At 42.7% G+C, this 12,003-nt stretch carries 11 protein-coding genes; 3 read left to right on the top strand and 8 right to left on the bottom strand.

Features of this window, described 5'->3' with window-relative positions; translation table 11 throughout:
- The first annotated feature begins 149 nt into the window (after window positions 1-149).
- Window positions 150-1,481: a PDZ domain-containing protein gene (locus tag ACX3PU_RS05095; protein ID WP_459083837.1), complete on the top strand. Its 1,332-nt coding sequence runs from the start codon at window positions 150-152 to the stop codon at window positions 1,479-1,481.
- 27 nt (window positions 1,482-1,508) lie between these two features.
- Here ACX3PU_RS05095 and ACX3PU_RS05090 read toward each other — a convergent pair whose 3' ends face one another.
- From ACX3PU_RS05090 to purM, 6 genes are all read right to left on the bottom strand, one after another.
- Window positions 1,509-2,435: a L,D-transpeptidase gene (locus tag ACX3PU_RS05090; RefSeq protein WP_459083836.1), complete on the bottom strand. Its 927-nt coding sequence runs from the start codon at window positions 2,433-2,435 to the stop codon at window positions 1,509-1,511.
- A 131-nt stretch (window positions 2,436-2,566) separates the two neighbouring features.
- Window positions 2,567-4,096: a glutamine-hydrolyzing GMP synthase gene (gene guaA, locus ACX3PU_RS05085; RefSeq protein ID WP_459083835.1), complete on the bottom strand. Its 1,530-nt coding sequence runs from the start codon at window positions 4,094-4,096 to the stop codon at window positions 2,567-2,569.
- A gap of 73 nt (window positions 4,097-4,169) precedes the next feature.
- Complete coding sequence (gene purD, locus ACX3PU_RS05080) at window positions 4,170-5,408, bottom strand: phosphoribosylamine--glycine ligase (RefSeq protein ID WP_459083834.1); 1,239 nt, start codon at window positions 5,406-5,408, stop codon at window positions 4,170-4,172.
- A gap of 64 nt (window positions 5,409-5,472) precedes the next feature.
- A complete protein-coding gene (gene purH, locus ACX3PU_RS05075; RefSeq protein WP_459083833.1) occupies window positions 5,473-6,987 on the bottom strand; it encodes a bifunctional phosphoribosylaminoimidazolecarboxamide formyltransferase/IMP cyclohydrolase in 1,515 nt (504 codons plus the stop codon).
- Between the two features lie 40 nt (window positions 6,988-7,027).
- The gene (gene purN, locus ACX3PU_RS05070; protein WP_459083832.1) at window positions 7,028-7,600 is read right to left on the bottom strand and encodes a phosphoribosylglycinamide formyltransferase; all 573 of its coding nucleotides are present in this window, start codon (window positions 7,598-7,600) and stop codon (window positions 7,028-7,030) included.
- Entirely contained in the window at window positions 7,600-8,607 is a 1,008-nt protein-coding gene (gene purM, locus ACX3PU_RS05065; RefSeq protein ID WP_459083831.1) for a phosphoribosylformylglycinamidine cyclo-ligase, read from the bottom strand. The genes purN and purM overlap by 1 nt, the downstream gene beginning before the upstream one ends.
- Window positions 8,608-8,994: 387 nt before the next feature.
- Between purM and ACX3PU_RS05060 the strand changes: the two genes are divergently transcribed.
- On the top strand, window positions 8,995-9,861 hold the full coding sequence (locus tag ACX3PU_RS05060; RefSeq protein WP_459083830.1) for a DUF808 domain-containing protein: 867 nt from the start codon (window positions 8,995-8,997) through the stop codon (window positions 9,859-9,861).
- A 93-nt stretch (window positions 9,862-9,954) separates the two neighbouring features.
- On the opposite strand, the gene ACX3PU_RS05055 is transcribed toward ACX3PU_RS05060, so the two are convergent.
- Entirely contained in the window at window positions 9,955-10,668 is a 714-nt protein-coding gene (locus tag ACX3PU_RS05055; RefSeq protein WP_459083829.1) for a pirin family protein, read from the bottom strand.
- A 151-nt stretch (window positions 10,669-10,819) separates the two neighbouring features.
- Here ACX3PU_RS05055 and ACX3PU_RS05050 point away from each other — a divergent pair, with 151 nt between their 5' ends.
- Window positions 10,820-11,170, top strand: a complete 351-nt coding sequence (locus tag ACX3PU_RS05050) for a DUF488 domain-containing protein (RefSeq protein WP_459083828.1) — start codon at window positions 10,820-10,822, stop codon at window positions 11,168-11,170.
- 82 nt (window positions 11,171-11,252) lie between these two features.
- On the opposite strand, the gene ACX3PU_RS05045 is transcribed toward ACX3PU_RS05050, so the two are convergent.
- On the bottom strand, window positions 11,253-12,002 hold the full coding sequence (locus ACX3PU_RS05045; RefSeq protein ID WP_459083827.1) for an SDR family NAD(P)-dependent oxidoreductase: 750 nt from the start codon (window positions 12,000-12,002) through the stop codon (window positions 11,253-11,255).
- Between the last annotated feature and the right edge of the window lies 1 nt (window position 12,003).

Genomic DNA, 12,003 nt, shown 5'->3' with positions numbered 1-12,003 from the left:
CAAAAAATGAAATCGCTTTTTTTAGTAAGAATCAGAAACGGCCTAGGGACCGAAGTGGAAGCCTCCTTTGCTCCAAATCCATTCTCTAGTTCCTAGTAAATAATACGAAAACTCTATCATTCCTTGGAATTATTTTGTAATTTCAAAGAATGAAATGGATTCGTTTGCTTTTTCTGCTCCTTGCAAGCACTTTGTTTTCGCAAAGTCATTTTCAGTTATTGGGTGGGAAATCCAAAATTGAGATTCCCTTTCAACTCATTAACAACCTTATTTTCATTCCCGTGACCGTGAACGGAGTGGAGCTCACTTTCCTTCTCGATTCGGGCATAAACGAGACTCTATTGTTTAGTTTAGAAAATAAGGATGTGGACTTTAACCAGGTGGAAAAAATGAGATTTTCAGGACTTGGAGACAATGTCCAAATCGAAGGCTTACTGGCGGTAAACAACCGCGTACAAATTGGAGAAAACTTAGTCGACCTTCGGCATAGGATCTATTTGATTCTAGACGAAGAATTCAATTTTTCCTCACATGTAGGAATTCCCGTCAATGGAATCATAGGCTACCATTTCTTTAAGGACCATGTGGTTAAAATTGATTACGTTCGAAAAAAAATAACGCTTTACGACCCTAGCGATCCTCCAAAATTGAATCGAAGATACTCGAGCCTCGATTTAAGTATTGAACTAAACAAGCCGTATGTGCAGGCAGGCATCGAGCAAACCCGCGAACTTACCGATTCAAAAATGCTGATCGATTTAGGCAACAGTGATGCCCTATGGCTATTCCCAAGTGTCATTCCGGGGTTTGAGTACAACCGACCAAACATCGATGATTTTTTAGGACGAGGCTTTAGTGGAGACATTTATGGAAAACGAAGTCGCATCCACCGTTTAGTTTTAGCAGGCCATGAACTGCTCTACCCTCTCACAGCCATGCCCGATGAGTTCTCCATTCAACATTTAAAATTAGTAGCCGACCGCAAAGGATCCGTCGGAAGTGAAACCCTAAGGAGATTTACCGTGGTACTCAATTACCCTGAAAAAACGATTTCTCTCAAGAGAAACAAGTTCTTCTCCGATCCTTTTCATTTTAACATGAGTGGACTCGACATTAAGCACGACGGAATGTTTTGGGGTGAGGATTTGGTTAAAGTGGAAAGCCAGCAAAAGCCCACTTCCAGTTCGCGTGGGGATCGAGTCTATACCGCTCCCTCTGCTTTTCAATATCGCTTTGTTTTAAAACCTGAGTACTCGATTTCAGGATCTCGCCCCGATTCACCTGCCTATATCGCAGGCCTTCGAAAAGGAGATAAAATACTTTCTATCAATGGGAAAAAAGCAAGTACCTATTCCCTTAAACAAATCTTTGAAGTTCTAAAATCCGAAGCGGGTCGCAAAATCACCTTTGAAATTGAGCGAGACTACCAGGTTCAAACGATCTTCTTCTATTTGGAAGACCCCATCCCCTATAGAGAGTGATGGAGTCTTATTTAAATTCTTTGCTTTCTATATCTTAGCTTCTCTTTCCTCACGAACTTTGAGTCGATTCTCTTGGGAGGAAAGAATGTCCTCTAAAAAGGGGGAGATTTCGTCTGCCAATTGCTTCTCGGATACTTCGTTCGAGCCAGGATCCTCCACAAGGTTGAGCCAAGGTCTAGTCTTAAAATCCGTATCTCCATATACAATCACAGGCGTACCGTTTGCAACCACCTCGGATCCGTCAGGAGTAATCACCCACATATCCGCCCATGAGTACATCCACTTCGCATCTTCTTCTAACAAACGAAGGCACGAGTGCGAGGCGTGAAAACCCGGCAAGTCATATTGATGCCATCCGATACCAAGGGTATTGTGAATATTGAAATTCCAACGCAGTTTCCAGCTAGAGTCCACTGTACTAATGGCCACTTCTTTCTTCCAATTCGTGAACATAAGCCCCTTTTTGGTGGGGGCCCGCTTTGTTCCCATACTGGAGGGGCCCCATTTGACAAGTTTGCCGTGTTCATAAAGGGCGTAGGCCATAAGAGGATATGAAAACAGAGCTATTTTATCCACTTTTTTCAACAGTTCCACTTCTAATGGAAATGGAGTGTACTTCAGATAATCACTCTCTATGCTTTTGGGAATAATAAGCGAGTCTGCTCGCCATTTGTTTTTTAAATCCAAACGGTTTAACGCTAAGATGGTATGCTGCTGAGATTTGTCGTAGGTTTGGGTAAAAACGGCCATCGCTGAATCTTTTGCATGCTTTGACTTGGGAAAAACAAAACTCGTATAGTTCATTAATTCCTTTTCTTTCTTTTTTGGTACGGGCGTCTCTTTCTTGGGCTCTGGTTTCGGGAGCTCTTGCGTCTTCTTTTTGCAACCGATAAGCGTGACACAAAGTCCTAAAATAAGGGCTCCGATGGCGAAAAGTTTTTTCCTATGATTCATCTATTTCCGTTTCGAATCATGGTTTCAATTTTGATACCAAACCTACCTCAAAACGCCTTTACGAGGACAAAAAAACAAATCCTTCGAAAAACTTCAAAGGATTTATTTAATTTTAAATTATTGTTTCAGAATTACTCCCATTCAATGGTCGCAGGCGGTTTGCTCGAGATATCGTACGCAATCCGATTGATTCCTTTTACTTCGTTGATGATTCGGTTGGAAACGTTCTCTAAAAAGTCCCATGGGAGTTTACTAAAGGTTGCCGTCATAAAATCAATCGTGTTTGCAGAGCGAACGACCGCGGTATATTCATACGTTCGTTCGTCTCCCATTACTCCGACCGATTTCACCGGAAGAAGCACCACAAAGGCCTGAGATACTTTCTCGTAAAGATCTGCTTTGTAGAGTTCTTCAATAAATATATCATCCGCCTTTTGCAAGATAGAAACCTTCTCTGAATCGACAGCCCCAAGAATCCGGATTCCTAATCCCGGTCCTGGAAACGGGTGACGGTACACCAAATGGTGCGGAATGCCGAGCTCCTCACCTACTTTCCTTACTTCGTCCTTAAAGAGTTCACGAAGGGGCTCTAAAAGCTGTAATTTCATTTCTTCTGGTAGTCCTCCCACGTTGTGGTGAGATTTAATGACCGAGGAAGGTCCATTGACAGACTGACTCTCTATGACATCGGGATAGATGGTTCCTTGCGCCAAGAAGCTAGCTCCTTCAAATTTTTTAGCCTCTTCGTCGAATACGGCTACAAATTCATTTCCAATGACCTTACGTTTCGCTTCTGGATCCGAAACGCCTTCCAATTTGGATAAAAAGCGCTCGGAGGCGTCCACCATATCAATCTTCATTTGAAAATGGGCACCGTAGTTTTCCATGACCTTTTTCCCTTCGTCTAGTCGCAAAAGTCCGGTATCGACAAAAATACATTGAAGTTGATCGCCAATCGCTTTGTGAATAAGGACCGCAGCTACGGAGGAATCGACTCCTCCCGAAAGACCTAAAATCACTTTTTGATCCCCTACTTTTTGCTTAATGTCTTGAATGGTGCGTTCAATGTAGCCCGTAAGTTTCCAATTCTGTTTGGCTTTGCATATTTGAAAAACAAAGTTCTCAAGCATTCTTGCTCCCTCCTCTGTATGGGTTACTTCCGGATGAAATTGAATGGCAAAAATGTTTTTCTTTTCGTTTGCCATCGCGGCAATCACGCCACTTCGGCCTGAGATTTCAAATCCTTCTGGCACCTCTTCTACTTCATCAAAGTGACTCATCCACACAGTGGATCTTCTTGAAATGCCTGTGAAAAGGGGGCTACTTCGAATGATTTCGAACTCACTTTTCCCATATTCCGCCTTCTCTCCCTTGGTTACTTTCCCTCCTAGAAGGTGCGTAGTAAGCTGCATTCCGTAGCAAATTCCAAGAATCGGAATACCTGCATCGAAAAGAGCCTTGTCAATCAAATGCGCTTCTTTTGAATTCACGGAACTAGGTCCTCCCGAAAGAATAATTCCCACTGGGTTTTTCTCAAGAATGGTTTCGATTGGCGTATAGTAAGGGATAATTTCCGAATAGACTTCCATCTCCCGGATTCGACGTCCAATTAACTGATTGTACTGGCTTCCAAAATCCAGAATAAGAATACCATTTTTCATAGGTAAAAGTTGGTGATTTATAAAGAAGAATCCTTAGGAGTCCCTCGATTGGAACTCCTAAGAATCCTTAAAATTAAAATTTAGCGATGTCCTCACGGTAAAAACCGTAATCAAAGTTTACAGGCAAGGCATCTTTATATACTTTGTTTCTTGCTTCCTCATACGTATCTCCTGTGGCAACAAGGTTTAAAACTCGACCTCCCGTGGTAACCACTCGGTCCGCATGACGCGCTGCCCCTGCAAAAAGAACTTGGCTGTCTTTCACATGGTCTAACCCGTGAATTTCAAAACCGGTCTCAATGTTTCGAGGATAGCCCCCTGAACACATCACAAGGCATACCGCTTTTTTATCAGAGAATTTAAGTTCCACTTCTTTTCCTGCAAGACAGTCCTGGATCACATCAAGTAATTTGTTTTCCATAAGGGGTAAAATCACTTGCGTTTCTGGATCTCCCATACGCATGTTGTATTCTAGAAGATAGCATCCTTTTTTCGTGATCATAAGACCAAAGAAGATAAATCCTTTAAAATCCAAAAGCTCTGCTTTTAATCCCTCCATCGTAGGGGCTAGAATTAACTCTTCAAAGTCTTTCTGATGCTGAGCTGTAAATTGAGGACTTGGAGCTACGCTTCCCATTCCTCCGGTGTTAGCACCGCGATCTCCGTCTGCCACTTTTTTGTAATCTTTTACAGGGATGCAAGTAAAAATTTTACTTCCGTTGGAAAAACCAATAATAGAGGCTTCGAAGCCTTCTAGGTATTCTTCAATGACCAGCTGAATTCCTGCATCTCCGTAAATTCTACGGATCATAAAGTCATGAATCGTTGCTTGCGCTTCTTCCAAAGTATCGCAAATTACAACACCTTTCCCTCCGGCAAGTCCACTGGCTTTGATCACGAGGGGATACGCATGCTTCTCAATCGCCGTTTTCGCAGCTTCATAGGAATCCACTATTTGAGCGGAGGCTGTTTTAATTCCATAGGTTTGCATGAATTTCTTAGAGAAAGCCTTGCTTCCTTCCAAATGGGCAGCCCTTTGCTTGGCTCCGAAAATCGCTAATCCGTGCGCTCTAAATTCATCCACAATTCCCTCCACTAAGGGAGCCTCAGGTCCTACAATCGTAAGATCAATTTGTTCTTTTATGGCTAAGTTTCGTAGTTCAACGACACTGGATTCAGGAACGTTTTTTCCTAAAGCATCGGTCGTTGCGTTGCCTTTCGCAAAGAACATTTTGGTGACTCTTGGATCGGCTTTTAATTTTACTGCGAGGGCAGATTCTCTACCGCCTTCTCCTACTATTAGTACTCTCATAGTGTTATTGTATTCATTTTTGCGTAAGACAAACTTACGGATTTTGTTGTTTTATCTGGAAAGCTTAATGCAAAAAGTGGCGCATTTTTGTAAACACCATCGGAATGCTATGTTCATTGGCAGCCTCGATGCTTTCTTCATCTCTCAAACTTCCACCCGGTTGAATCATCGCTTTAATATCCATCTTAGCGCAGTAATCTACGACATCTCTAAAAGGGAAAAAGGCGTCCGAAGCCAAAACAAGTTCTCCGTCGAATTTTTCTTTCGCTCTCGTGATTGCCTGTTCTGTCGCCCAGATTCGATTCACTTGCCCGCCGCCAATGCCTAAGGCCTGGGTTCCGTTCGAAACCACAATCGCATTGGATTTTACATACTTAACCACTCTTTGAGCAAAAAGAAGTGCTTTCTTCTGCTCCTCTGAGGGCTTAAATACAGTCACTACCTCTAAATCCTGAGAGAAGCTGGAATCGGTGTCTTGTATTAACATTCCTCCGTCGATCTTCACCCATGTTTTTTGATCCACAAGTGGATTGGTAATTTGAATGACTCTTAAATTTTTCTTTTGATTTAAAACCTCAAGTGCATCTGAGTCAAACTCAGGGGCCATCACGATTTCTAAAAAGGTCTTATTAAGTTCCTCTGCTGTGGCTTTATCCACTTTGTAATTCATGGCCACAATCCCTCCAAAAATGGAAACAGGATCGCATTCAAAGGCTTTCTTATACGTATCCACTGCCGACTCTCCTACAGCCACCCCGCAAGGAGTGGAATGTTTTACGGCGCAGCACGCTTTCTCGTCCTTGAATTCCTGAACGACTTTCCAACAAAGATCCATGTCGCGCAGATTGTTAAACGAAAGTTCTTTTCCTCCCAACTGCTTAAAATCTTTCATCGCCCCATTTTCAAAGGTCGACACATAATAGGCCGCCGCTTGGTGAGGGTTTTCTCCGTAGCGAAGATCGGCTACTTTTTGATAGGATGCATTTAAATAAGCTGGGGACGGGTCGTCCAGTAGCATACTTGCGATGGCTGCATCGTACGCAGAGGTTAAATTAAACACCTTTCCTGCCAATTCTTTTCTCGTGTCTTGCGTGGTATTTCCCTTAGAAGCAATTTGCTCCATTACCCTTGCGTAATCCGCAGTGTCCGTCAAAACCGTCACACTGTCGAAGTTTTTCGCAGCCGAACGAAGCATAGAGGGACCTCCAATATCAATAAATTCTACTTTCTCTGCTAGAGAAATGTCCTTGTTTACATTTTGAAAAAACGGATACAAATTCACTACCACGAGGTCGATCAGACCAATTTCATGGTCGATCACCGTTTGCATATGTTCTTTGTTGTCACGAACCGCGAGTAGGCCTCCGTGAACTTTAGGATGCAGAGTTTTGACTCTTCCGTCTAGCATTTCAGGGAAATCGGTCACCTCTTCAATGCCGATCGGATGAAGTCCTGCCTCACTCAAAAATTTAAAAGTTCCTCCTGTGGAAATAAGTTCGTACTGGTTCGCCTCTAGAAATTGAGCAAGCTCTACGAGTCCCCCTTTGTCTGAGACGCTTAATAACGCGCGTTTTTTCATTCGATTCAATATTTACTTTTAATAAGATAGTTTCTCTATTTTACTTTCGTTCTTGGTTTAAAACCTTTTGAATGGCCAAAGGAAAGATTCGGTACTCAACCGCATGTACTTTCTCAGCCAAAGATTCAGGAGTCTCTCCCTGCTCCAGAGCAAAGGCTTCTTGTAGAATGACTTCTCCTAGATCGACCTCTGGGCTCACGTAATGAACAGAGGCCCCACTTTCTTTGTCGCCAGATTCTAGGACAGACCGATGTACTTTTGGCCCCCACATACCTGCGCCTCCATGCCTAGGCAAAAGGGAGGGATGAAGATTGATGATGCGCCTTTCAAAACGCTCGCAAAATTCTTTGCTCAGTATGGACAAGAACCCTGCCAATACAATAAGATCCGTCTTTTCAGGAATGAGTTCACTCACTCTTTCGCTGAGTTCTTCTCCGCGCGGTACAATAAAGGATTCTATTCCCCATTTTTCCGCTCTTTTTAATGCGTAGCAGTCCCGGTCCGCAATCACACGACTCACTCTTGCCCCTGAAATTTCACCCGTTTCAATGCATTTAAGAATTTGCTCTAAATTGGTTCCTCCTCCAGAGACCAGTACGATTATATTTTTCATTATGCCTTTTGGTTTCCAAAAACCAAATCAATTTTTTCAGTGCCTTCTGTGATGTCTCCAATTGTGTACGAATCGGGAAGGAGTTCAAGCACCTTCGATTCTAAACTAGGATCCACTACAACGACCATGCCCACTCCCATATTAAAGGTACCGTGCATTTCTAGGCGCTCAATTCCGCCTCGTTTTTCTAACTCTAACATTACGCTTGGCACTTGGATCAAATTCTCCTCAATGCGAGCGCACAATCCTTCTGGAATGATGCGAGGTACGTTTTCAATAAGTCCCCCACCGGTAATGTGAGCGATTCCACATAACGCAAGTTCAGAGCGAAGGGTCTTGATGGATTGGTAATAAAGTTTGGTTGGGACTAGAAGTGTCTCATGCAAAGGCTTCCCTTCAAAGGTTTCATGGAAGTCTGGAAATACTTTTCGAACGAGTGAAAACCCATTGCTATGAAATCCTGAACTCGGCAAGGCAATAATTTTATCCCCACGCTTAATAGCGGAGCCGTCAATAATTTCATCTTTTTCCACAATCCCTACACAGAATCCTGCTACGTCGTAGTCTCCTACTTGGTACATACCTGGCATTTCTGCGGTTTCTCCTCCAATTAGGGAACATTCATTGTCTTTGCAAGCATGGACCATTCCCATGACAATTTCTGCAGCTACCTCCGAGTCGAGCTTCCCACAAGCGAGGTAATCGAGAAAAAACAAAGGTTTCGCACCGTGGCATACAATATCGTTTGCACACATCGCGAAACAATCAATGCCGATGGAACTGTACTGTTTTGTATCTAAGGCCACTTTTAATTTGGTTCCGACTCCGTCGGTACCCGATACTAAGACTGGATTTTTATACCCGGCAATTTCATAAAACGCTCCAAAACTTCCTAAATTGTTAAGGACATTTTTATTGTGGGTACTTGCGACTGCAGACTTAATCTTATCTACTGTTTTATACCCTTCCTCTTTGTCTACACCTGCGGATTTGTACGTATTGCTCATATTAAATGCTCATTTTCTCGCCTTTGCTTTTTTGAAAGGACGCATTAAAGTTACTAAATTCATCTAAAATCAGGATTCTTGAACCTGCCCTGTGTTCAGGTACCTTAAATAAAAAAGCCGACTATCCTAAGACCATCGGCGTCATTTTTTACTCAGCACATATGCATGACTCATTCGTATGGAATTTCACCGACTGAAAATAGCATGGAGACTGATTCAAAACTCTTAAATTTTACTTCTGCGAAAATAAGGGTTTTTAGGCTCATTAAAAAATAATTACGGCAATTAATCCACTTTGAATTTGGAACCCTGGATTTTAGAAGTGTTTTGCGAGGTTTTGTAAACTAATTTCCCAAGAAAAAGTTATTTTTGCACATATTCAAATTTATGGCATCCGGATTTTTCGCAATACTTGACGATATCGCAGCATTAATGGACGACGTGGCCGTCGCCTCCAAAGTAGCAACCAAACAAACCGCAGGAATCCTTGGCGATGACTTAGCGGTCAATGCAGAAAAGGCAACGGGATTCCTCTCCTCACGGGAGGTGCCTGTACTCCTTTCTATTATGAAAGGATCCTTTGTGAACAAACTCATTATTGTTCCCATTGCTTTTGTCCTTCAAGCACTTTACCCTCCTGCTATCACCGTGATCCTCATTTTTGGAGGGCTCTATCTTGCCTACGAAGGAATGGAGAAAATTGTAGAGTTTCTTTTTCACCGATCTAAAAAGGCTGTGGAGGTCATCGAGGAACAAGACGCGAGCAACTCTGAGAACGAAAAAGCGAAAATCAAATCGGCAGTATCTACAGACTTTATATTGTCGATTGAAATTGTCATAATTGCACTAGGAACGGTCTTACATCAGTCCTTAATGATTCAAATCATCACGGTTTCCGTTGTTGCCATTATAGCGACCCTTGGCGTGTACGGCATCGTGGCTGTGATTGTCAGAATGGATGATGTGGGCTACAAGCTGATCAAAAGATCGGAGGGCGAAGGAATCTTTAAAACATTCGGTGAAATTTTAGTCAAAGCTCTACCCATCGTAATCAAGGCACTTGGTATCATTGGAACCATTGCCTTACTGCTTGTTTCTGGAGGAATCTTCGATCACAATGTGGAATTTATCCACCACCTCTTTCCAGAGATACCGGCCATGATAAAGCAATTTCTATTGGGGATTGTAGCGGGAACCCTAATGGTCCTCGTTCTCGGATTTGGAAAAAAGCTTTTTCCAAAAAAGAAGGCTTAAGACTACTCTAATGCGAAGCTAAAGTAATAAGCCGTCCCGATTACGTATCGAGACGGCTTATTATTTAGTCACTAGTTTGTGATTTAACTCCTATTAGAATTGCATAGGTACTTCCATTAGAAGGATTTCTGAATCCACAAGTGCTTCCAATTCAAAATCAAGTAAAGATTCTAGTCCTACGGCATCTCTTTCTAAAAGTTCGATATCTCCAATCTTCGCACTTCCTTTGAGCACAAAGACAAAAACGCCGTTTCCTTCTTTGTTTAAGGTGTACTTTCTAGAAGTTCCACTTGAAAATTTTGCAAGATTGAACCAAGCATCTTGGTGAAGCCAAACCCCCGCGTCCTCTGGACTTGGAGAAAGAATTTGTTGAAATTCATTCGGCGTTGCCTCTTTCTCAATGTTGATTTGATCGTATCGAGGAGTCACCCCCATCTTATTAGGTACGATCCAAATTTGAAGGAATTTAACAGGTTGGTTTGCATTTTTATTGTACTCACTGTGCATTATTCCCGTCCCGGCACTCATCACCTGAATTTCACCTTTGCGAATAACCGCCTTGGTTCCCATCGAGTCTTTGTGCTCAAGATCTCCTTCTAAAGGAATGGAAATAATTTCCATATCGCGGTGCGGGTGAGTTCCAAAACCCATCCCTTGAGTTACGGTATCGTCATTGAGTACGCGCAAAGCGCCAAAACTCATTCTCTCTGGATTGTAGTAATTCGCAAAACTGAACGTATGAAAACTCTTAAGCCATCCGTGGTCAGCCATTCCTCTAGAGTCTGCTTTAAAAATTGTTGATTTCATTATGTATGTATATAGGTTAATTTGGTACTGCAAAGATGCGCATTAGATCCCTGCGGTGCATTGACCTACGATAAGAAAGCACGGTCGTAATCCCCCCTTTTAAAATCAAAATCGTAACTTTCGTAAAGAAAACCGCTAAGGGTAAGAAAAAATGAAAATAAGAACCAAACGAACCTATGACGATGTCGAACCGCAGGATGAGTTTCGGGTGCTGGCGGATCGATTGTGGCCTCGAGGCCTCAAAAAATCCGATGCCCAAATTGATTACTGGGCCAAAGAAATTTCTCCTACGACCGCCTTAAGGCAGTCCTACCATAAGGAGGAAGTTTCTTATGAAGAGTTCTCGATGCTATACCGGGAGGAGTTAGAAGCGAATCCTAATTCTCTTCCCTTTTTAGACCTACTTAAAGCCCACGATACAATCACGCTACTTACTTCGAGAAAACCGATTGAAAAAAGTGAACTTCCGACCTTAAAGGAGTTTATTGAAAAATACCAGTGAATTTCTTTAAAGATATAAAAGAATCTAAAAATCACATTCTCCGGAGAAGGCAAAAGCCTTTCCTGAGAATGTGATTTAAGCTTTAAAGAGCGGTATACCCGCCGTCAATTGCATAATACCCTGCATTGATGTTCGTGGCAAGATCGGAACTTAAAAACAGTACAAATTGGGCCACTTCCTGCGCATTCCCTAAACGACCTAGAGGATGCTTCTCTACGAGCAGGGCTTTGGTCTGTGAATCTAGAGAATCCAAAAGCGGCGTATCAATGTACCCTGGGCCCACTGCATTAATTCGAATATTTTTCGAGGCATATTCAGAACCTGCGCTTCGGGTAAGGCCTAAGACTCCATGCTTAGCCGCTGCATAAGCGCTCGATCCCAAAACACCCGTAATACTATGGATGGATCCCATGTTCACAATGGCTCCTCCTCCGTTCTTAAGCATCTGATTAATCTGGAATTTAGTTCCGTAAAACACACCGTTTAGATTGATGTCAATGACTTTTTTCCAACCCTCTAAACTCAAATCCCCTGTAGGGTTTAGTTCGCCACCGATTCCCGCATTGTTGCAAGCAATATCAAGACGACCAAAATGTTGCACTGTTTTTTCAACAAGCTGCTCAACCTCACCTGCGTCCGCCGTGTTGGCCTTCACAAATAAGGCCTCAGCCCCTTGGGCCTTTAATTCTTCCACAAAGGTCTCTCCACTTCTGGAATCAATGTCAGAGACCACTACTTTCGCACCGTTTTTGGCGTAAATTTCTGCAATTGCTTTTCCAATTCCAGAGGCTGCGCCCGTCACAAGCGCTACTTTTCCACCTAATAAACTCATA

The sequence above is a fragment of the Chryseobacterium sp. A301 genome, from assembly GCF_054489425.1.
This window is presented reverse-complemented; position numbering and strand designations above follow the sequence as displayed.